We start from the raw sequence: 22161 nt of genomic DNA, 5'->3' as shown, positions 1-22161 counted from the left end.
GGCGGCAACACCGCAGGCCATCCACACCTTCCACACCCTTCCTTGCAATCAAGGCACCTGTGTTTTTGCCAAGGTGTGTACAACGCGGTATACGCTTTATTGACAGCTAACACCGATCTGAGGCGGAGCGGCCATGTTCCCGCCCCATTTCTGACGGCATAGGGGGTGGGACTGTTCATTTGGACAAAAAATCCGGACGGTTCGGGAAACAAGTCTGGGCGAAAGGCTCCGTATCCCGTTAACGACGTTGACAAGGCCCCCTTGTCGACGCAAAAAGCGAATGTCTGTAAAGCAGCAAAGCGAACGACTGCATATGTTTAAGGTTGGGGAACGGAACCAGGGCGAGTCTCGGGCATGTATCAGCGTGCCTGTGAAATTTGCCTTTGCTGCATTCCTCACCGTGCTGTTTTTCTCCGCATCCAGTGACGAAGCCAGAGCTGATCTGCGCCTTTGCAACAAGACCGACAGTCAGGTTGGTGTAGCCATCGGCTACAAGGACAAGACCGACTGGGTTACCGAAGGCTGGTGGAACCTTGCTTCCAATTCCTGCGAGACCCTGGTACCCGGGGCGCTGGTGTCACGATACTATTACATCTACGCAGTTGATTATGACCAATTCGGCGAATGGGGTGGCCGGGCGTTCATGTGCACCCGGGAAAAGGAATTCACCATTCGCGGAATTGAGGACTGTGTGGCTCGCGGATTCGAGCGGACAGGCTTTTTTGAAATCGACACGGGCGAACAGAGCAGCTGGACGGTCCAGCTGACCGAACCCGTGCAACAGGGGACAGGTGGGCGATGAGGCGTAACCGGCGAGTCAAAATTCTTGCAACTCTCGGACCCTCCTCCTCAGAACAAGACATCATCGAAAAATTGTATCGCTCCGGTGCGGATGTGTTCCGCATCAACATGAGCCATACCGATCATGATCGTCTGAAGATGCTCGTTGAACGCATCCGTTCTGTTGAGGAGAAGGTTGGACGACCAATCGGCATTCTGGCCGATCTGCAGGGACCCAAGCTGCGTGTGGGAACGTTTGCCGACGGTCCGGTCATGCTGGAAAACGGCGCAACGTTCACGCTGGACGCCGACAAGTCCGGCGGCAGTGTCGACAGGGTCCACCTGCCGCATCCCGAAATTCTTCAGGCTCTCGAGCCGGGCCACCGCCTGCTGCTTGATGACGGCAAGATCCAGCTCAAGGTTCTGGAAGCCGACCGCACCCGGGCCGTGACGGAAGTCGTCGTCGGCGGCAAGCTGTCCGATCGCAAGGGCGTCAGCGTTCCCGATTCGGAAATCGCAACCAGCGCCATGACCGAGAAGGACCACAAGGACCTGATCGCCGCCCTCGACCAGAACGTCGACTGGGTGGCCCTGTCCTTCGTGCAGCGCCCGGACGACATTGCCGAAGTGCGCAAGATCACCCGTGGCCGCGCCGGCGTTCTGGCCAAGATCGAAAAGCCGCAGGCCATCGGCCGGCTGGACGAGATCATCGAACTGTCCGACGCCATCATGGTTGCCCGTGGCGACCTGGGCGTGGAACTGCCTCTGGAACAGGTTCCCGGCCTTCAGAAGCGCATCACCCGCGCCTGCCGCCGTGCCGGCAAACCGGTTGTGATCGCCACGCAGATGCTGGAATCCATGATCAACGCACCGGTGCCGACCCGCGCCGAGGTGTCCGACGTTGCCACCGCCGTGTTCGAAGGCGCAGACGCCGTCATGCTGTCGGCCGAATCCGCTGCAGGCGAATTCCCGATCGAGGCAGTGTCCACCATGGACAAGATCGCCCAGCAGGTGGAGCAGGATCCCAACTACCGCACGATCATCTACGCACAGCGGACCGAGCCGGAAGCCACCGGCGCTGACGCGATTTCGGCAGCGGCCCGGCAGATTGCCGAAACGCTGAACCTTGCTGCTGTCGTCTGCTACACGACGTCTGGCGCAACGGGCCTGCGCGCCTCTCGTGAACGTCCGGCCAGCCCGGTGATCGTTCTGTCGCCGGTGCTTGCAACTGCACGTCGCCTGTCACTCGGCTGGGGCTTGCACTGCGTGGTCAGTGAAGACGCCGCCAACGAGGAAGACATGATCGACCGCGCCTGCCGCATCTCCTTCTCCGAAGGGTTTGCGAAACCGGGTCAGCGCATTATCGTGACCGCAGGTGTGCCGTTCGGCACTCCGGGCTCCACGAACATGCTGCGGATTGCCTTCGTCGGCAACGACGGTCAGGGCGGCATTTGACGATCTAATCGGTTAAAACAAACCGGATGACGAAAGGCGGCTTCAAGGCCGCCTTTTTCATGCCGTGCGCAATGTCCCGGCCCTGGCTTCAGCCGTTCCCGCCTTGTCCTCTGACACCTCTATCCGCGCCACCAGTCTGTCGATACCGGACACGATTTCATCTGCATGCGTATGCTGGGGCATATGACCGGCCGCGCCCAGCATCAGCAACTCCGCATCCGGCAGATCCTGCAAAAGGCCTTCACAATGGATCGACGGCCAGACCACCGTATCTTTCGTACCCGTGATGATCAGCGACGGCTGGCCCAGCTTTCCATACTGCCGGGACTGTTGCCGGACAGCGTCCTTTAGACTGCAAATGTCCGCCGCGTTCGAGCGGAAGCTTTCGGGACGGAAAAGCAGTGGCAGACGGACAGACGCCGCATAGCCTGCAAGTGGCGGATCCGGATGGAAAACATGCTTCAGCATTTGCGGCACCAGCCGCTCGCCGACAGGGATCGTCAGCGTCCAGGCAAACAGCCAGCCGATGACAGGCATCGCGGCAACCTTGTAGTACCAGTTGACGCCGCCCGGCCACACATGGCTGACAGGAGCCAGGAAGACCAGCCCCTTCACCCGCTCCTGAGCAGCAAGGCCCACAGCTGCCGTCACGGCTCCGCCGAGCGAATGCCCCACCACCACTGATGTCCCAATGCCGAGTTTTGCGAGCAATCCGGCAATCAGCTCAGCCTGGCTTTCAGGCGTGTTCCGGCCCGTTCTGGAGCGCTGCGAGAACCCAAGCCCCGGACGATCGATGAAAAGCAGCGAATAGCGCCCCTTGAATGCGCCTTCAAAAGCCAACTTCATGTCGTAGGCGTTGCCACTGGCCCCATGCAGGAACACCAGCACAGGCCGCTCGCTGGCCGCCTGTGACGCAGGAATGAAGTGATAGTGCATCTGCGCACCGTTCACCTCGGCAAGACTGCCGTCAGGTGTGTAGGTGCGCGAAATCTGCCTTGCCCTGAAAAGCGAGTAGGCGACAAACAGACAGGCGGCGACAAGAAGAGCAATCAGGAACGGGATCATAGCCCGGACATAGCACCGCGCTCGCAGCAATCAAGCCTGGCGGCATAAAGACAGACCGAACAAGCTTACTCGAGTGGGCTTACCTCAGGCGGGCTTGCCTCAAGCGGGTTCGCCCTCGGCTTCCTTTTCCAGATCGTTCACGGCCTTGGTGGCATTTTCCAGGCTCGGGTTGACTTCAAGAGCCCGCCGGAACGTCGCCAGCGCTTCGCTTTCGAACCCCAGACGCCGCTGGATGATGGCGAGCCCCGACAAGGCCCCCCAATGACGGGGCTCCAACGCCAGTGTGCGCTCGATATCGACCAGGGACTTGCCGAAATCTTCCGTCATGTAGTGGACTGTCGCACGCCGGTTCCAGCCTTCCGCATAAGTCGGCTTCAGGATGACCACTGTGTCCAGGAGGTCCAGCGCCAACGCATGATCGTCAGCCTGGATTGCCTTGCCGGCCCGCGACATCAGCACATCCACCGTATCACTGCCCGAATCCATCCAGAGCATCTGGATTTCCCGGCCGATACGCTCAGCTTCCTTCGGATTGTCCGATTTGGCGAGATTGGCAAAGAGTTCGTCCAGACGCGACTTCTCGTCTTCGGGATCACTCTCATCGACGACCACCTGCCCACCGTCTTCCGGAAGATCGTCGGGAAGAGCATTGAAGTCTTCGGCAGAAGGTGGCTCTGCTTCCGGACCGAGATCTGGAACAGGCTGGGCGCTGGCTAGACTGGTGCCGGCGAGAAACAGGAGGGCAAACACAAAAATCCGCATCCGACGATTATGGATCGTTGGATGCGGCGGTCAATCCGGGAATTTGACACATCTTCGTGCGCTACGGTGGCAGGGACCTGGCCGCCTCTCCCAGCAACAAGATAAAGCCTTGTTCAGGAAGAGATTTTCAGTTCTTCCGCCACGCGATGCGCGGCAACAAGATTAGCCCTGGCGTGCTTTGAAACGCGGGTTTTTCTTGTTGATGATGTAGACGCGGCCTTTACGGCGAACCATGCGGTTGTCGCGGTGGCGGGTCATGAGCGCTTTGAGCGAGTTTTTGATCTTCATGTCACTGTCCCCACAAGGGCCCTGCTTCTTTAAACCAAATGAGCGCCAAAGGCGCTCACGTTTGACTGGATTGGTCTAGAAGCTGCGGCAGGTCCTGCGCCTGTCTTCTGATCAATCCGCGCCTCTTGAAACTTCAATCAGCGCAATAATGGTGGGCGTGACAGGGATTGAACCTGTGACCCCTTCGATGTCAACGAAGTGCTCTCCCGCTGAGCTACACGCCCGAATTTCTCGGTAGTCCGACGCCCCAGCGCCGTGGTGGAGTGCGATATAACGGGGATCCGCAAACTGTGCAACCCCCCTTTTTCACCGAACTGTCAAAATTTCCCCAGCCCGGTTCGCAACCCCTGTTTTCCGCCGCGTCAACACCTTGTCAGGCGGCCAGCATGCGCTCCACTTCCTGGACAAGATCTTTAAGATGGAATGGCTTGGAAAGGACCTTGGCGTCCTTGGGAGCATCCGATTCCGGATTGAGGGCAACGGCGGCAAAACCGGTAATGAACATCACCTTCAGGTCCGGATCGAGTTCCGTAGCCCGGCGCGCCAGCTCGATCCCGTCCATCTCCGGCATCACGATATCCGTCAGAAGCAGAGAAAACGGTTCCTCGCGCAGGCGCTCGTAGGCGCTTCTGCCGTTATCGAACGAAACGACGTCATGACCGGCATTTTCCAGCGCCTTCGCCAGAAAGCGGCGCATGTCATTATCATCTTCGGCAAGCAGGATACGCGGCATCGTAATTGACCAGGTCCTTTGTTCGTGTGGGTTCGGTTCCCTTTCTGCCGGTTATAGCTCGAATTCCACAGAATGATAGGGTGAATTGGATCACGACCCCACGGTGTGGATAGGCTCTTGTTGAGAACGAACCATCACTTGCCTCATGAGAACCTGTCGGCTTCTCACGTTGGGGAAAATCGTCGTGGCGTATGCATTCCCGGGCCATTGGCACGGCTGCGGCATTCGTGGCATCTGGCCATTCCTGCCCTCGATCACCAGATGTTTCCCCACAGCCGCGGGGCTTTTGATCCCACCAAGGTGGACTGCGCCGCGATTCCTTGGCACCATGGGCCATGGCCTGCACCGGGCGGCAACCAGGACACACCATTGACGGACGACAAGCAGCCTTCTTCACAAGCCTCTTTCGAGGCGGACTTTAACGGCTTCCCAGCGTTTGAAGTTTTGTGTCCTGCGGACCAAAGGGTTCCGTTCGTTTTCAATTCGCCCCATTCCGGCAGGCAATATTCCAAAAGCTTTCTAGCGTCTTCCCGCCTGGACGAAACAGCCATCCGGCGGTCGGAGGATGCTTATGTCGACGATCTGTTTGCCCATGTCGTGCCGCTCGGCGCGCCGCTCCTGCGTGCGCATTTCCCCAGGGCCTACCTTGATGTGAACCGCGAGCCCTATGAGCTCGACCCGAAGATGTTCGACGGGCGTCTGCCGACCTATGCCAACAGCCGTTCGATCCGCGTGGCCGGCGGGCTTGGCACCGTGGCCCGCATTGTCAGCGAGAACCACGAGATCTACAGGCACAAGCTGCCGGTATCCGAAGCCCTCAGCCGGGTGGAGGAGATCTACAAGCCTTACCACACCACATTGCGCCGGCTTCTGGCCCAGACCCATGTCACCTTCGGTTACGCGGTTCTGATCGATTGTCATTCCATGCCTTCAAGCGTGAAATGCCAGACCACCGACACGCGGCCGGATTTCATCCTGGGTGACCGCTATGGCACCAGCTGCAGCAGCGACCTGACGGAGTTCGCCTGCTCGGTGCTGAAGGAGATGGGCTACACCATCTCGCGCAACAAGCCGTACGCGGGCGGCTTCATCACCGAACACTACGGCCGCCCCACAAGCGGCCTGCATGCCCTGCAGATCGAAATCAATCGCGGGCTCTATATGGACGAGGCAACCCACCAGCCGACCCCCGGCTTCGGCGACCTCTTCCACAACCTTTGCCAGTTTGCCCGCGAACTGACCTCCATGCCGGATGCAGCCTTGCCGGCGGACTCCATCGCAGCGGAATAAAACCCCGGACCCAAAAAAAAGGCCGCTCTCAAAAGAGGCGGCCCGAGTCTAGGGAGGAAACGCCCAAGGAGGGCGGTACGACACAACGTATCGCACCGCAATAAAATCGCATTGCACCGCACAAAGGTCAAGCCCGACAGCCCTTTCAAACTGATCAAAGTATGAGCAGTCATTCAGGTTTTGCAGATTCATTTTTTTGCAGAACCGGTTATACAAGCGGCAATTCACGTTGATTTGGGTTTTGAGCGGTTTCCGCAGCCAGGAGGTAATGATGTCGGCAGGGCCTGTTTCCAGTTCCAATTTGTTTGCCCCGTTTCTGGACAGGCTGGCGGAAGCAGCCAGCGGTGCGATCATGCCGCATTTCCGCCAGGGCTTTGCAATCGACAACAAGTGGAAAGCCGGCTTCGACCCGGTCACCATCGCCGACAAGAACGGTGAAACGGCAATGCGCGCCCTGATCAACGAGACCTATCCGGACCACGGAATCCTTGGCGAAGAACACGGCCCGGAAAATCTCGACGCTGAACATGTGTGGGTGCTGGACCCGATTGACGGTACTCGTGCCTTCATCACCGGCCTGCCCACCTGGGGGACGCTGATCGGCCTGCGGACCAATGGCGTCCCGAGCCTCGGCATGATGGTTCAGCCCTATATCGGCGAACGGTTCGGTGGCGACGGCAAGACGGCCTGGTACGATGGACCTTTGGGTGCCAGGCAGCTCAAGACCCGGCCCTGTGAGAAGCTGGAAGATGCCACTATTTTCACCACCACACCGGCACTTTTCAAGAATGGCGAACGCCAGGCGTTCGACCAGATCGAAGCGGCCGTTCAGTTATCCCGCTATGGCACAGACTGCTATGCCTACTGCATGGTCGCAGCCGGCCACGGCGACGCGGTAATCGAATCCGGTCTGCAAGCCTATGATATCGTTGCACTTGTGCCGATTATTGAAGGAGCAGGTGGTGTTGTCACGACGTGGACCGGCGGCTCTCCGGCCGACGGCGGCCAGATCGTTGCGTCAGGCGACCCGCGTCTGCATGAAATCCTCCTGCGGGACCTCGCAAAGGCAGCCTGACCGGCCACACGGCCATATCAGGGCGCGGGATCAGCTTCCAGCCCGTTCCAGCGCCTGTTCGGCTTCAAGACCGGGCACAAAGGCATCGAACGCCGCCCAGAACTGGTCGCGGAAGGCATCGCGCTCCATCATCAGCTCATGTTCGGCGCCCGCGATTTCCACATAGGCTGCCGCCTTCGCCCGCGCCACGAAGTCCTCGATCATGGGTGTGGAGACGATCCGGTCGTTGCCCGCAGCCAGCACCAGACAGGGTAATTTGATATTCGGCCCGGCCTCCCGCCGGCGCAGCGCCAGCATGGCGCGACCGGTCGCCCCCAGCCAACCGAGAGTGGGAGACCCGACACCCAGCTCCGGAGCCTGTTCCAGCACCTTGTTGAACCGCTCGAACCGCGCCTTGTCCGTCGTTTGCCGGTTGTTTTCGTAGGCGACGGAAATTTCAGCGTTGCCCCCGGGCACAAACAACCTGCCAAGTCCGAACATCGACAACAGGCGGGCAACCGGAATGGCAACCTTTTCGATCAGCCAGGACGTCTTTGGAGAGGTTGCCTTCAGGCCCGGGCGGCCAAACAGCCCCAGAGTGAGCTTGCGCAGGATCGACCGGAACCCGGACACCAGACCGGGAAACCATGTTCCCGACGGCAGGCCCAACAGCGGCGCTGTCAGCACTGCGCGGTCCAGCATCGTCCGCAGACGGTCCGTATCGGACAGGACAACGAGCGCTCCGGTTGAATGGGCAAGCGCAAAGTGAGGCCCGGGGTAGGTCGCCAGTGAGACTTCCTTCAAGACGGTGCGCAAATCCAGCTTGTACTTGTTGAAGTTTGAAACGTGCCCGCGTCTGGGGTTGCGTGTCAGGCGTTGCGACCCGCCCTGCCCGCGCCAGTCGAAGGCGATGACGGCAAAGCCCCGCTGACGCAGATCCTCGATCACTTCGAAGTATTTCTCGATGAACTCCGCCCGCCCCTGAAGCAGTGTTACCGTACCCTTTCGCCGGGCACCGGCGGCGGGCCAATGCGCATACCGGATCTTCTTGTCGTCCGGCGTCGTGACGAACCCGGATCGCGCCCCTTCAGGCACCGGATTGTCGGGATGGTCGATCAAGGTCATGCGCTGCGAATCACTCGGGTTCGTTGAGAGTTTGTTTTTCAAACAGATAATGGTTTTTCGTCAACAACTCGTCACGCCTGCAGATCCTGCCGGCACCGTCCGGCTTTGTCTTGCATCGTCAAGTGATACTCGTGCCAGGCGCCCCTCACAACAAGCTTCAGGCCGGCTCCCTGGGAAGCCGGCCCTGAAAGTGTCAGACAGCTTGTAGCTGCTGCTTAGTACCAGCGGCGCTGCCAGTGACCACGGTTACCGATCGGATGGCTGCGGACAATGTTGGCATTGCGGGAATCGACCACCAGCCGAACCGGCATGCCGCGCCAGCCTTTTGCCCGGACGATGTACATCGGGCCACGGCGGTCGAGGATCTTGATATGGTCGAAACCGCGGTGACGCAGGCTGCGGCGGATCTGGCGCGGACCCATTTCGAAATGGCGGCCACCGTGACGGCCGTTCCAGTTGCCGCCACGCCCGTTACCACGGCGATGATCGACCTTGACCACCAGCTCGGCTTTCGCCGGTTCGATCTGGGTTTTTCCGACCAGCGGGGCAGCGGATGCAGTGGTGATGAAACCTGCGGACACCAGCAGAATGGCACCGGCGATCGGGGCGGACAATTTCGAAACATTGGCAAACATCTTCAAATCTCCAGTTTGTTCCGCCAGCGCCGTGCTGACGTTGGATTGAAGATGCACCGGGCCACTTGAACGCAACCGGAAGGCACTGTTCATGTGGCGTTCATGTTTCCACGACGCCCCACATTTCCTGCCTCTTGAAATGAAAATCCGAATAACCAAATCTCTTCATGCAAGCGCCAGACCGGGTTTGCACCGCAGCCTGTCCCGCCAATCCGGGGGACGAAGGACTGCTCAACATCAGTGAAGTATCAGTTGCTCAAGAGAGGACAGACACATGCGTCACTTGGACTTTTCTCCGCTTTACCGCTCCACCGTCGGTTTCGACCGGCTTTTCTCGATGCTCGATGCCGCCGGCAACGAAGCGCCGAGCTATCCGCCCTATAACATCGAGCGCACGGGCGAAAACGCCTACCGCATCACGATGGCCGTGGCAGGCTTCTCCGACGACGAACTGAGCGTCGAAGCCAAGGAGCACACACTCACCATCAAGGGTGAAAAAGCTGAAGAAGATGCCAGCCGGGAAATTCTCTACCGCGGCATTGCCTCGCGCACCTTTGAACGCCGCTTCCAGATTGCCGAACATGTTCGCGTGGAAGGGGCAAGCCTCGAAAACGGCTTGCTGCACGTTGATCTTGTTCGGGAAATCCCGGAAGCCATGAAGCCGCGCAAGATCGAAATCACCAGTGGTGAAACCAAGCAGATCGAAACCACGGCTCACTAACCGCCTGGTTCAACTGCGGCAATCGCATCATCGGGGCGCCTGGGAAACCAGGCGCCTTTTTTGATGTTCCTGCGCGTCACGAGACATCTCTACACGCGAGAGGCGGCCCTCAGGCCGTCCCGGACAGCACTTTCAGAAACGCATCGACGTCTTCATCCGTCGTTGCGAAACTGGTGACGAGACGTACACAGACTTCGTCCGATGCCGGTGCGCGACCTTCGGCGAGGCCCTCTGCCGGCCATTCATAGAGCTTGGCACCGGCCGCCTGAAGCGCTTCCATCTGGTTGCGTTTCAGGATCGGGAACAGCTCGTTGGCTTCCACCGCCCAGGCAGTACGCCCTCCGGCCTGCCTAACGCCTTCAGCAAGACGGGTCGCCATGCCGTTGGCATGGCTTGCGGTCGTCAGCCAGGTGTCATCCTGGAAATAGCCTTCGAACTGGGCCGCCACAAAGCGGCTCTTGGAAAAAAGATGACCGCCGCGCTTGCGGAAATACTCAAAGGATTTTGCGGCGTCCAAATCAAAGAAAACCACGGCCTCCGCGCACCAGCAGCCGTTTTTGGTGGCTCCGAAGGAAAGCAGGTCCACACCCGCTTTCCATGTCATGTCGGCCGCCGAACAGCCGAGCGTCACAAGCGCATTGGCAAATCGTGCGCCGTCCATGTGAAGCGGCACCGAACGGGACCGGCAGACATCCTTGATCGCGCCTATTTCATCCAGCGTGTAGACGGTGCCGCATTCGGTTGCCTGGCTGATGGAAACGGACGCGACCTGACCATGGTGGACAACACCGTCAGGAACCTGTGCCATCTTTTCGCGAAGGGCATCGGCGGAGAACCGGCCGTTTGGTCCCTTCACGCTCAACAGCTTGTTGCCGCCGGTCATGAACTCGGGGCAATTGCATTCATCAACCTGAATATGCGCACCGGAATGGCAGAAGATCGCCCCGCCCGGCTTGGCACAGGAAGCCAGCGCCAAAGAATTCGCCGCTGAACCGGTCGCCACGAAGAAGACGGCAACCTCGCGTTCGAAGATCTCGTTGAACGTGGCGGAGACGGAATCGGTCAACGGGTCGGTGCCGTAGGCTGGCGAGAACCCGTCATTATGGCGGGCCAGCGCCGACATCACCGCCGGAGCCGCACCCGCCCAATTGTCACTGGCAAAATTCATGTGCCGGTTTAATCACTTGGCATCACAACCGGCAACCGATTTTTCAGTAGTACATCTCGCGCTTGCGATAGGACCGGCCGAGCAGCCAGTCCAGCGAGACGACACCCGGCCCCTTGAGCACCGGCACCAGCAACAGGAAGATCCAGAGCAACCGGTCATCGGCGATGATCGCATAGGGTTCACCGTCGAACAGCGCCCCGATCGTCTTTGCGTCAGCCCCATGGCCATAGATGTCGACATAGGTCATGACGCAGATGAAGACGATCATGCCGAGGCTGGCGAAGCGGGTGAATAGACCGACAACCACCATCACCGGCAGGACAAATTCACCCCAGGTGCCCAGAAGCACCATGAGACCATACGGGAAGAACGCAATCTGGCTGGTGTCGTAGCTGACCTGCTCCATCATCTTGGGCAGCATCTGCGCATAGGCACCTGCGGTTGGCGTGAAGATGTTCATGATGTTGCCGCCGATTTTCGTCATCGCCGAGTTCAGGAAGAACTGCAGCAGGATCGCGGCAAAAATGAACCGGGCAGCAAGCCCGATGAACCAGCCATTTGTCAGCCGTTCCAGAGCTCCGAACACCATCGTGTAGAGCCTGACAAAAAACCCAATCAACACACCCATCTAATCCCCCATCATCAAGCGGCATCCATTTGCCGCATGCGTGTTAGTCATCCAGTTGCAGGGCGGAAAATGCACCAGCTGCAAGACAGTCCGAAAGGCAATCGGACAAGGAAAAACCGTCGTCGTCCTCCTGAGCCCGGCTTGCCGCCGCTGCAAGCGTCTGCCCTTGCAGGAGATCCATCGTGAAAACAGCCCCGCCCGGACGTAGCAGATAGACATCCACCTCCATGTCCGGCCGGGTAATCATGACCGATTGCGGCTCGTCAAGATCGACAGCTTCAGCCTCATCGGGTTCAAACCTGTTGGCTCGCGCAATCGCCCAGATCGGCCAGGCAGATGTCACGACGTGCGCCGCCGGATGCGGTACGAAGCGAACGCCCCCGAGTCTTTGCGGATCGATGCTGCCCAGGATTGCCGGATCGAGAGGCGCGGCATCCGCAGCATGATAGGCCTGGAGCCAAGACCATTCCAGCCGGGCAACATCGCCGAGATAAGGATATGCCTTGAGCGGCGGAAACACGTCCAGGAAATCAGCGAAACCGGCGCCGTACCAGATCAACACAGGCGACACCGGCGGATGAGCTGTCACGAAGGCCTGGGCAAGCGCCCTGAAATACTCTTCCCCCAACAGCGCCTTCACAGCAGGAAAGCTTTCACCGAGCGCTTCGCACAGGCTGACGATGACGTTGTTGCGGTAGACATTGAATCGCTTCGGCGCTGTTTCTCCGTCCGGACCAGTCAGTCCATCGGGCGTTGCCATTTGCGGGTCGAGCAGCGCACGCCCAAACGAGGCGGCATTGACCTGCGGCAGGGCGAGCGGACCACGCATGTCAGACCGCTTGCTTTCTGCCAGCCTCTGCAGGCTGCGCCAGAATGCGATCCGCGGCTTGTGCCTCGGCAAGCAGAACCGGCCAGGCGGGAACATTGTTGTCCCACTCGATCAGGGTCGGCAGCGGCCCCTGCAGACGAATGACATCTTCATAAAGCTGCCAGACCGCAAGATCCACCTCCCGGTCGTGCGCGTCGATCAGCAGTGGCCGTCCGGCGTCATCCCGGTCAGGCGCATGACCGCCAAGATGTATTTCGCCGACGGCGGCCATCGGGAAGGCGGCAAGATAATCTCTCGCGGATCTCTCGTGGTTCGTGCAGGACACATGCACGTTGTTGATGTCGAGCAACAGGCCGCAGCCGGTCCGGCGCGCGATCTCGCTCAGAAAATCCAGTTCGCTCATCGTGCTCTGTGCAAAGGCGACGTAAGTCGACGGATTTTCTAGAAGCATCTGCCGTCCGACGGTCTCCTGCACTTCATCTATGTGATCGCACACACGATTCAGCGTAGCTTCATCGTAGGGTACCGGCAGCAGGTCGTTGAAATAAGTCGTGTCGTGCGTCGACCAGGCCAGATGTTCGGAAAACAGTCCCGGTTCATATCGCTTGTTCAGGTCTGACAAGCGCCGCAGGTGATCCTTGTCCAGTGGCTGTTCACCGCCGATCGAAAGACCGACACCATGAAGAGACAGGGGATACCGCTCGCGGATCGCCTCCAGTTGCCGGTGCGGCGGACCGCCGGCCCCCATGTAGTTTTCGGCATGAACTTCAAAAAAACCGATATCCGCGGACGTTTCCAGAATAGCCGCAACATGCTCCGGCTTCAGGCCGGCTCCGGCGCGCGCCGGAAGGGCCGCCTCGCAGCGCTGTACTGGGTTTGATCGGGTATCGGAAACCATGGAGTCCTCCGGGTGGAATAAGTTTTGTCAGGCAGGCACACTGGCTGAGGACATCTTCAGACTGGACTGACTGAAGCACCATGGCTCTTGACTTTGAAAGGGCTGGCGCCCTGCCCGCCTCGGCACCAAGTGCGGGATAAGAAGCTGCCTGCCTGACCAGATTGCCGCAGTTGCGGCCGTCTAAAGCCTATCAGGCTTCCGGCAGGTCGCGCGTAAGTTCGGTCAGAGAGCCGTGACGGCCACCTGGAACATCCATTGTCACGCAGGTGCCCTTCGGGACGAGCGTCCAGGCGTTGCCCTGATAGTCGACGGTCGACGTACCGGCGCAAGTCGTACCTGCACCCGCCTTGCAGTCGTTCTGACCTTTCAAGGACACACCATAGCATTTTTCCTTGGCCTGGGCGTGAGCCGGAACGGTTGACGACAGACCCGCAACCGCGGTTGCCACCGCACCGGCAACAATTGCTGCAGACATGGCCTTATGCTTCATCTCGATCTCCTCTCGTCGTTGAAAAATCACTGCGTACCGGCGTTTTTGCTGGGCCGCCAGTCACCCACCGTAGATGACCCTATTGAAGATAAATAGGAAATCAAACGCATGTGACTGTTTTGCGAGCATAACTGCACAAAGTTTAACAAACGCAAGATTCTTACATATTTATCGTCGGTTTTGACCTTTCCGGACGATTGGCACTTTTCGCGCGAAACAATTATAATGCGGCGACGCAGAAACACTCTTGCTCACGACGGCGAAATCTGTCATGTTCGCGCCGCTTGGAATAGGACAGGTATGCTGTCCCAATTATCGCCATGCCCAAAACGGCCCGGACAGGGCGCAGGACAAAAAGGCATCGGTGATAGCTAGGCTGACCACTGGGCGGATCCGGGGAGGATCCGCAAGGAAGCGAGACGGAACGTTTCGGCAGCGGAGGACCGCTGCGTCAATGCGGCGGTTTGCTTTGATAAACGGCCGTGGTTAATACAACAACAGAGCCGGGGCAGGAAAGCCAGGGTTCGCCGGACCGCATTCTTGATGGAATGCGACCCGAACGGAACCGGACGCTCCCAGCCACGGCGGCACTGGGGTCAACAGTGAGGGCGCACATGACGAAGATAGAGCTGACGACGAGCACAGCCATGCAAGCTGGGAGCGTGGACATGAAGACCACCGCAACCACTACACTTGCGGAACGACTGAGCACGGCCGCCGACAAAGGGCTCTATAATCCGTCGCGCGAACACGACGCCTGCGGTGTCGGCTTTGTCGCCCACATGAAAGGCGAGAAGTCCCACAAGATTATTGCCGACGGTCTGCAGGTTCTTGAAAACCTCACGCACCGCGGCGCGGTTGGTGCCGACCCGTTGATGGGCGACGGCGCAGGCATGCTGGTGCAGATCCCGCACGCGTTCTTTGCAGAAGAACTGGCGAACGCCGGCACACCGCTTCCCGATGCCGGTGAATATGGTGTCGGTTTCATCTTCATGCCGCAGGACGATGAGCTGCGCGCCAAGTGCGAAGCCATCGTCGAGCGTGTCATCGAAGACGAAGGCAAGGAACTGATCGGCTGGCGTGACGTGCCCGTCGACAATTCTTCGCTTTCCAAGGCGCCGGACATTGCTGCCACCGAACCGGTTTCCCGTCAGGTCTTCATCCGCAAGACCGGCGGTGAGGCAGATGCCTTCGAACGCCGCCTTTATGTACTGCGCAAGGTCATCTCGAACCGTGTGCGTGCCGAAACCGATGCGGTCTCGAAAGGCTTTTATATCGTTTCAATGTCCAGCCGGACCATCGTTTACAAAGGCATGTTCCTCGCCTATCAGCTTGGTGCCTATTACGCCGACCTGAAGGACGAGCGCTTTTCGTCGGCCCTGGCCCTTGTCCACCAGCGTTTTTCCACCAACACGTTCCCGTCCTGGGATCTGTCGCACCCCTACCGGATGGTTGCGCACAACGGTGAGATCAACACGCTGCGCGGCAACGTCAACTGGATGGCGGCGCGTCAGGCGTCCGTATCGTCGGCGCTGCTCGGCGACGACATCTCCAAGCTCTGGCCGATTTCCTATGAAGGCCAGTCGGACACCGCCTGCTTCGACAACGCTCTCGAGTTCCTGGTCATGGGTGGCTATTCGCTCGCCCATGCGGCCATGATGCTGATCCCGGAAGCCTGGGCCGGTAACCCGCTGATGGACGACAACCGTCGTGCCTTCTACGAATACCACGCGGCCCTGATGGAGCCGTGGGACGGCCCGGCAGCCGTTGCCTTCACCGATGGCCGCCAGATCGGCGCAACGCTGGACCGGAACGGCCTGCGTCCTGCCCGCTACATCGTTACTGACGACGACTTCGTCATCATGTCTTCCGAAGTTGGCGTCCTGCCGGTCGAAGAAGAGCGCATTGTCCAGAAATGGCGCCTGCAGCCGGGCAAGATGCTGCTGATCGACATGGACGAAGGCCGGATCGTTTCCGACGACGAAATCAAGCGGCAGCTTTCCACGGCCAACCCGTACAAGGACTGGCTGCACCGGTCCCAGATCGTACTGGAAGACCTTCCGGGCGTGCGCCAGCGCGCGCCGGTAGCCGGTGAAAGCCTTCTCGACCGCCAGCAGGCCTTCGGCTACACGGAAGAAGACATCAAGCTTCTGATGACCCCGATGGCAACCGTCGGCCAGGAAGCCATCGGCTCCATGGGCACGGACACGCCGATTTCAGCGCTCTCCGACAAGTCCAAGCTGCTTTACACCTATTTCAAGCAGAACTTCGCTCAGGTCACCAACCCGCCGATCGACCCGATCCGCGAGGAGCTGGTGATGAGCCTTGTCTCCTTCATCGGCCCCCGTCCGAACATCTTCGACCTTGAAGGCCTGTCGACCTCCAAGCGCCTGGAAGTTCGCCAGCCGATCCTCACCAATGAGGACCTGGAGAAGATCCGCGCCATCGGCGACATCGCCGACAACCAGTTTTCCGCCAAGACGCTGGACATCACCTACAATTCCGAAAAAGGCGCTGTCGGTATGGAAGGCGCTCTCGACGAATTGTGCGAGCGCGCCGAAAAAGCGGTTCTGGACGGATACAACATCATCATCCTGTCCGATCGCCTGATCAGCCGCTCACGCATCGCGATCCCCGCGCTGCTGGCAACTGCCGCCGTGCACCATCACCTCATCCGCAAGGGTCTGAGAACCTCTGTTGGCCTGGTGGTGGAAACCGGTGAAGCGCGCGAAGTCCACCATTTCTGTGTTCTGGCCGGCTATGGCGCGGAAGCGATCAACCCTTATCTCGCGTTTGAAACGCTGCTTTCCATGCACATGGAAATGGACTTCCCGGAGGAAGTCGATCAGGACGAAGTCGTCTACCGCTACATCAAGTCCATCGACAAGGGCATCCTCAAGGTCATGTCCAAGATGGGCATTTCGACCTACCAGTCCTATTGCGGCGCGCAGATTTTCGACGCTGTCGGCCTCGGCTCGTCCTTCGTGAAGAAGTACTTCTTCGGCACGGCAACCATGATCGAAGGCATCGGCCTTGCCGAAGTCGCCGATGAAACCGTTCTGCGCCACGAGCAGGCCTTCGGCGACGTCGCCATCCTGCGCCGCTCGCTGGAAGTTGGCGGTGAATACGCTTACCGGACCCGCGGTGAAAGCCATATGTGGACCCCGGACTCCGTCGCACTGCTGCAGCACGCAGTGCGCGCGAAGCTCCCGGACACCTATCGCGCCTTCGCCAAGGAAGTGAACGAAAAGAGCGGACGCTACGCGATCCGCGGCCTGTTCCGGATCAAGTCCGCGGACGAAATCGGCCGCTCGCCGATCGCGCTCGACCAGGTGGAACCGGCAGAAGCCATCGTCAAGCGCTTCGTCACCGGCGCCATGTCCTTCGGCTCGATTTCGCGTGAAGCTCACACGACCCTGGCAATCGCCATGAACCAGATCGGCGGCAAGTCGAACACCGGTGAAGGCGGCGAGGAGCCGGAGCGCTTCAATCCGCTGCCGGACGGCTCGTCCAACCCGCAGCGCTCCGCCATCAAGCAGGTTGCTTCCGGCCGCTTCGGCGTGACCACGGAATATCTGGTCAACTCCGACATGATCCAGATTAAGGTTGCCCAGGGTGCAAAGCCCGGCGAAGGCGGCCAGTTGCCGGGTCACAAGGTGGATGCGGTGATCGCCAAGGTGCGTCACTCGACCCCGGGCGTCGGCCTGATTTCGCCCCCGCCGCACCATGACATCTACTCCATCGAAGATCTGGCGCAGCTGATCTACGACCTGAAAAACGTTAACCCGGAAGCCGATATCTCGGTCAAGCTGGTGTCGGAAGTGGGTGTCGGAACGGTTGCTGCCGGCGTTGCCAAGGCACGCGCCGACCACATCACGATTTCCGGTTACGACGGCGGCACCGGTGCATCACCGCTGACCTCGATCAAACACGCCGGCTCTCCGTGGGAAATCGGCCTTGCCGAAACACAGCAGACCCTGGTGCTGAACGGACTGCGCTCGCGCATCGCCCTTCAGGTCGACGGCGGCATCCGCACAGGCCGGGACGTCATCATCGGTGCGCTTCTTGGCGCCGACGAATTCGGCTTCTCGACCGCTCCGCTGATTGCTGCAGGCTGCCTGATGATGCGCAAGTGCCATCTCAACACCTGCCCGGTCGGCATCGCCACCCAGGACCCGGTCCTGCGCAAGCGCTTCAAGGGCACCCCGGAACACGTCATCAACTACTTCTTCTTTGTCGCCGAGGAAGTGCGCGAGCTGATGGCCAACCTCGGCTTCAAAACGATGGAAGACATGATCGGCCGGTCCGACTTCCTCGACAAGGAAGCCGCGATCGATCACTGGAAGGCCAAGGGTCTCGATTTCTCCCGTATTTTCTTCCAGCCGGAAGCAAAACCGGAAGAGACCCGCTGGACCACGCGTCAGGATCACCCGATCCACGACATCCTGGACCGTCGCCTGATTGCCGCTTCCAAGCCGGCCCTGGACAGCAAGGAACCGACAATTGTCGACGAGACGATCTGTTCCGTCGACCGGTCGGTTGGTGCCATGCTCTCCGGTGAAATCGCCAAGCGGTACGGCAACAAGGGCCTGAAACACCCCGACACCCTGAAGATCAATCTGAAGGGTACGGCAGGCCAGGCGTTCGGCGCCTTCGTCGCCCGCGGCGTCACCATTGATCTTGTCGGCGATGCCAACGACTATGTCGGCAAGGGTCTTGCCGGTGGCAAGCTGATCGTCCGCCCACCGGAGAACACCCGGATCGTGCCGGAAAACTCGATCATTGTCGGCAACACGGTGCTCTACGGCGCAACCGAAGGTGAATGCTACTTCCGCGGTGTTGCCGGGGAACGCTTTGCAGTTCGCAACTCCGGCGCTGTTGCCGTTGTCGAAGGCGTGGGTGACCACGGCTGCGAATACATGACCGGCGGCGTCGTCGTCGTGATCGGCCAGACCGGACGCAACTTCGCGGCCGGCATGTCCGGCGGCATTGCCTATGTGCTCGATGAAGACGGCACATTCGGCTCCCGCTGCAACCTGGCCATGGTCGAACTGGAACCGGTGACCGAAGAAGACGATCTTCTGGAGAAGCTGCACCACCATGGTGGCGATATCGAGCACAAGGGCCGCGTGGACCTTTCCTGCGACATGACCCGCCATGACGATGAGCGCCTGCGCCAGATGCTGACGAAACATCTGGAACTGACCGGCTCGACAAAGGCCGAGGCAATCCTCGACAACTGGACCCAGTACCGACCCAAGTTCGTCAAGGTGATGCCGGTCGAATACCGCCGGGCCCTGCGCGAAATGGAAGAGCAGCGCCTCGGCATGGTCGCTGCCGAATAATCCGGCCAAACGCACGAACTGGCTCTCGGCCGCATGACGCGGCCGATTGCAGCCACCCTGGACAGACGCATGAAATTTTGAGGAGGTCGCCTTGGGCAAGGTAACCGGTTTTATGGAAATCGATCGGCAGGAACAGAAGTATCAGCCTGCCTCTGACCGTATTCGCCATTTCCGCGAGTTCACCATTCCGCTGAACGACCAGGACGTCACCAATCAGGCGGCCCGCTGCATGGATTGCGGCATTCCGTTCTGCCATGGCCCGACCGGTTGTCCGGTCAACAACCAGATCCCGGACTGGAACGATCTGGTCTACCAGGGCGACTGGGACTACGCGCTCAAGAACCTGCATTCCACCAACAATTTCCCCGAGTTCACCGGGCGCATCTGCCCGGCTCCTTGCGAGGAAGCCTGCACGCTGAACCTGGAAGACATTCCGGTCAACATCAAGAGCGTGGAACAGGCGATTGCCGACAAGGGTTGGGAAGAAGGCTGGATCGTACCGGAGCTGTCCGCGACCAAGACCGGCAAAGCAGTGGCGATCATCGGCTCCGGCCCCGCAGGCATGGCAGCCGCCCAGCAGCTCGCCCGCGCTGGTCACACCGTGCATGTCTATGAGCGTGAGCCGAAGGCCGGTGGCCTGCTGCGCTACGGCATTCCCGACTTCAAGATGGAAAAGCACTACATCGACCGCCGCGTGAAGCAGATGGAAGCCGAAGGCGTGACGTTCCATTACGGCGTCAATGTCGGGGTAACCGTTGCGCTGGAAGAACTGGCCGAGCGTCACGACGCGGTTATCCTGTGCGCAGGTGCCGAACGTCCGCGTGATCCGGGTGTCTCCGGCATGGAACTGGAAGGCTGCCATTGGGCGATGCCGTACCTGGTCCAGCAGAACCGCCGGGTCGGCGGTGAGCCGGAAGGCGACGAGGCCCCGATCTGGGCCGGTGGCAAGCATGTCGTCGTCATCGGCGGCGGCGACACCGCGTCCGACTGCGTCGGCACCGCATTCCGTCAGGGAGCCCTGTCGGTGACGCAGCTCGACATTCGCCCGATCCCGCCGCTGAAGGAAGACAAGCTGGCGATCTGGCCGTACTGGCCGACCAAGTTCCGCACCTCGTCGTCGCAGGCTGAGGGCGCTGAGCGTGAGTTCTCCGCCGCAACGCTTGCCCTTGTCGGCGAAGACGGCAAGGTTACCGGCGTCAAATGCGCCCGCGTGGATGAAAAGCGCCGTCCGATCGAAGGCACCGAATTCATCCTGCGCGCCGATCTCGTTCTGGCGGCTATCGGCTTCTCCGGCCCGCTGTTGGAAACCTACATCGCCGAAGCCGGCGACAAGCTGGAGCTGGATGGCCGCACCAACGTCAAGGCCAACACCGACGATTACAAGACCAGCCTGGACAAGGTCTATGCTGCCGGCGACGTGCGCAAGGGTCAGTCCCTAGTTGTCTGGGCGATCCGCGAAGGCCGTCAGGCAGCGCGCGCTGTTGACGAGTTCCTGACCGGCTCGACCGACCTGCCGCGCTGAACTCTACATCCGGAAATGAAAAAACCCCGCCGGCAAACGCCTGCGGGGTTTTTTGTTTTTCGGACCTATTTCAAAGGGTCATTCCGATCCCGGGCGCACAGTCACAGAGACGCGACCTTCTGCATCCTGGCTGGCTGCTGAGCTCAAGCTCTCACGCAAATCGGCACTTGTAGGGGCAAACACTTCCTCAACAGCGGCAACCGGCGCAGACACTGCAACGGCAGGCATCCGTGGATCGTCCACACGTCCCTGCATGGGTGGCAAGGGTTCGCCTTTGACAAAGAAACGATAGGTCCGGCTGGCCGAATTGATCTCTTCTTCATCCTCACCACCCAGAAGCAGTGCTTCGGGCGACGTCGTACGTCCGGTCAGGACGATGAAGTTCGGATCATCCTCCACGCCTTCGAAAGCTAGCCCGCCATAGCCTCCGAGCAGGCGGGACAGTTCGCGTTCCACGAAGAATGCGACTTTCCGATAGCCTGCCCATGTGAAATCAATCTTGTCGTTCGTGCGCAGACGCGTGTTCTTGCCGTCGACATCGGGTCCGTAAGAGGAAAAGCTGCCGTCTTCAGCCAGGAAGATATCCCATATGTCGACATAGCGGACCCGCCTGTCCTCCGACGCTCCCTGGAAGATCGAGTTGAGCTGCGTGAAATCCGCGTTCACCAGTTCGTCGCCCGTGGGCGGCAGGCCGGCCCACACAAGCGGTTTCTTTTCCTGTCGCACCACACGCACAAGCCCGTCGACCTTCCTGCGGTAGCTCTCCAGCCACTCTGCAGTCATGAATTCAACGGGCGGTTCACCGGAAAAGGATTTACCCAGATCCTGCCGGCCGATCATCACCACAACGGCCTGAACGTCCGCCCCCCGGATCCTGGAAACCACCTGCGTCGCCCAGTCCGGCGAACCTTCCCCGACAAAACCTTCCTTGTCCTCGGTAATGGCTTCGACACGGATCTGTGGTTTTTGCGCAAGTGTGTATTTCAACCCGTCGGCGACACCGCGTGCCATGCGGTCTCCAACGACCAGGATCAGGCCGGCATTGGGGTCCTTTTCGAGAACGTCGAATTTGGGCGGTGCACCCGCGGGCCGGGAAACCCGCGGCTTCTGCTGTGTCTTTTGCGGCTGCTTTCTGCGCTTCTCGCCCCCACCGCCAAACAGCCGCTGCAATGGAGCAAACGGATTGAACCCCCGGAAGGGCCCGTTCTGCGCAACCACGATTTCACCGCGCTGCGCGTCCTGTGCGGCAGAGAGTCCGGCAGAGCAGGCAAAAAGCGCAAGCCCAAGGGATACGACAACCCGAAGCGAGGCGGCGCGTGTCCCCTTCCCTTCCCGTTGCCGTGTCTGAACTCTCACGCTGTGCTCCTGCTGTA

At 59.9% G+C, this 22161-nt stretch carries 19 protein-coding genes and 1 tRNA gene; 7 read left to right on the top strand and 13 right to left on the bottom strand.

Annotated elements, in window-relative coordinates:
• The first annotated feature begins 370 nt into the window (after window positions 1-370).
• Window positions 371-802, top strand: a complete 432-nt coding sequence (locus ACP90_RS04540) for a DUF1036 domain-containing protein (RefSeq protein WP_228148130.1) — start codon at window positions 371-373, stop codon at window positions 800-802.
• The gene (gene pyk, locus ACP90_RS04535) at window positions 799-2235 is read left to right on the top strand and encodes a pyruvate kinase (protein WP_023003528.1); all 1437 of its coding nucleotides are present in this window, start codon (window positions 799-801) and stop codon (window positions 2233-2235) included. Before ACP90_RS04540 ends, pyk begins: the two co-directional genes overlap by 4 nt.
• A 57-nt stretch (window positions 2236-2292) precedes the next feature.
• Here pyk and ACP90_RS04530 read toward each other — a convergent pair whose 3' ends face one another.
• The 5 genes from ACP90_RS04530 to cpdR all read right to left on the bottom strand — a co-directional run bounded on the left by ACP90_RS04530 (window position 2293) and on the right by cpdR (window position 5083).
• Window positions 2293-3300 (bottom strand): alpha/beta hydrolase, encoded by a 1008-nt coding sequence (locus ACP90_RS04530; RefSeq protein WP_062487007.1) that lies wholly within the window; start codon window positions 3298-3300, stop codon window positions 2293-2295.
• Window positions 3301-3399: 99 nt separating this feature from the next.
• Complete coding sequence (locus ACP90_RS04525) at window positions 3400-4062, bottom strand: tetratricopeptide repeat protein (protein WP_062487005.1); 663 nt, start codon at window positions 4060-4062, stop codon at window positions 3400-3402.
• Between the two features lie 162 nt (window positions 4063-4224).
• Complete coding sequence (gene ykgO / locus ACP90_RS04520; RefSeq protein WP_006932207.1) at window positions 4225-4350, bottom strand: type B 50S ribosomal protein L36; 126 nt, start codon at window positions 4348-4350, stop codon at window positions 4225-4227.
• 149 nt (window positions 4351-4499) lie between these two features.
• Window positions 4500-4574, bottom strand: a tRNA-Val gene (locus ACP90_RS04515).
• Window positions 4575-4723: 149 nt separating this feature from the next.
• Window positions 4724-5083, bottom strand: a complete 360-nt coding sequence (cpdR, locus tag ACP90_RS04510) for a cell cycle two-component system response regulator CpdR (RefSeq protein ID WP_006932209.1) — start codon at window positions 5081-5083, stop codon at window positions 4724-4726.
• 444 nt (window positions 5084-5527) lie between these two features.
• On the opposite strand from cpdR, the gene ACP90_RS04505 reads away from it, so the two are divergent.
• Both ACP90_RS04505 and hisN read left to right on the top strand, forming a co-directional pair.
• The gene (locus ACP90_RS04505) at window positions 5528-6373 is read left to right on the top strand and encodes an N-formylglutamate amidohydrolase (protein ID WP_062491351.1); all 846 of its coding nucleotides are present in this window, start codon (window positions 5528-5530) and stop codon (window positions 6371-6373) included.
• Window positions 6374-6641: 268 nt separating this feature from the next.
• A complete protein-coding gene (gene hisN / locus ACP90_RS04500) occupies window positions 6642-7448 on the top strand; it encodes a histidinol-phosphatase (RefSeq protein ID WP_077291741.1) in 807 nt (268 codons plus the stop codon).
• 30 nt (window positions 7449-7478) lie between these two features.
• On the opposite strand, the gene ACP90_RS04495 is transcribed toward hisN, so the two are convergent.
• Both ACP90_RS04495 and ACP90_RS04490 read right to left on the bottom strand, forming a co-directional pair.
• Window positions 7479-8552, bottom strand: a complete 1074-nt coding sequence (locus tag ACP90_RS04495) for an alpha/beta hydrolase (protein ID WP_062487003.1) — start codon at window positions 8550-8552, stop codon at window positions 7479-7481.
• 215 nt (window positions 8553-8767) lie between these two features.
• Window positions 8768-9187: a hypothetical protein gene (locus ACP90_RS04490; protein WP_145915714.1), complete on the bottom strand. Its 420-nt coding sequence runs from the start codon at window positions 9185-9187 to the stop codon at window positions 8768-8770.
• Window positions 9188-9461: 274 nt separating this feature from the next.
• On the opposite strand from ACP90_RS04490, the gene ACP90_RS04485 reads away from it, so the two are divergent.
• The gene (locus tag ACP90_RS04485) at window positions 9462-9908 is read left to right on the top strand and encodes an Hsp20 family protein (RefSeq protein ID WP_023003544.1); all 447 of its coding nucleotides are present in this window, start codon (window positions 9462-9464) and stop codon (window positions 9906-9908) included.
• A 109-nt stretch (window positions 9909-10017) separates the two neighbouring features.
• On the opposite strand, the gene ACP90_RS04480 is transcribed toward ACP90_RS04485, so the two are convergent.
• The 5 genes from ACP90_RS04480 to ACP90_RS04460 all read right to left on the bottom strand — a co-directional run bounded on the left by ACP90_RS04480 (window position 10018) and on the right by ACP90_RS04460 (window position 13921).
• Complete coding sequence (locus tag ACP90_RS04480; RefSeq protein WP_062486999.1) at window positions 10018-11076, bottom strand: low specificity L-threonine aldolase; 1059 nt, start codon at window positions 11074-11076, stop codon at window positions 10018-10020.
• Window positions 11077-11119: 43 nt separating this feature from the next.
• Window positions 11120-11704 carry a DoxX family protein gene (locus tag ACP90_RS04475; RefSeq protein WP_023003550.1) on the bottom strand — a complete coding sequence of 195 codons (585 nt, stop codon included), beginning with the start codon at window positions 11702-11704 and terminating at the stop codon, window positions 11120-11122.
• 43 nt (window positions 11705-11747) lie between these two features.
• A complete protein-coding gene (locus ACP90_RS04470; protein ID WP_062486997.1) occupies window positions 11748-12533 on the bottom strand; it encodes a putative DNA-binding domain-containing protein in 786 nt (261 codons plus the stop codon).
• Window position 12534: 1 nt separating this feature from the next.
• On the bottom strand, window positions 12535-13431 hold the full coding sequence (locus ACP90_RS04465; RefSeq protein ID WP_062486995.1) for a DUF692 domain-containing protein: 897 nt from the start codon (window positions 13429-13431) through the stop codon (window positions 12535-12537).
• Between the two features lie 190 nt (window positions 13432-13621).
• Window positions 13622-13921: a DUF2282 domain-containing protein gene (locus ACP90_RS04460; RefSeq protein WP_023003557.1), complete on the bottom strand. Its 300-nt coding sequence runs from the start codon at window positions 13919-13921 to the stop codon at window positions 13622-13624.
• 668 nt (window positions 13922-14589) lie between these two features.
• Between ACP90_RS04460 and gltB the strand changes: the two genes are divergently transcribed.
• Together gltB and ACP90_RS04450 are read left to right on the top strand one after the other, a co-directional pair.
• Complete coding sequence (gene gltB / locus ACP90_RS04455) at window positions 14590-19266, top strand: glutamate synthase large subunit (protein WP_228866389.1); 4677 nt, start codon at window positions 14590-14592, stop codon at window positions 19264-19266.
• Window positions 19267-19357: 91 nt separating this feature from the next.
• Window positions 19358-20788, top strand: coding sequence for a glutamate synthase subunit beta (locus ACP90_RS04450; protein WP_031270545.1), 1431 nt, complete (start codon window positions 19358-19360; stop codon window positions 20786-20788).
• 78 nt (window positions 20789-20866) lie between these two features.
• Here ACP90_RS04450 and ACP90_RS04445 read toward each other — a convergent pair whose 3' ends face one another.
• Window positions 20867-22144 carry a GDSL-type esterase/lipase family protein gene (locus tag ACP90_RS04445; protein ID WP_062486991.1) on the bottom strand — a complete coding sequence of 426 codons (1278 nt, stop codon included), beginning with the start codon at window positions 22142-22144 and terminating at the stop codon, window positions 20867-20869.
• Between the last annotated feature and the right edge of the window lie 17 nt (window positions 22145-22161).

Source organism: Labrenzia sp. CP4 (assembly GCF_001579905.1).
Taxonomy (GTDB): domain Bacteria; phylum Pseudomonadota; class Alphaproteobacteria; order Rhizobiales; family Stappiaceae; genus Roseibium; species Roseibium algicola.
Note: the sequence above shows the minus strand (reverse complement) of the source record. Positions and strands in the feature narration are given on the sequence as shown.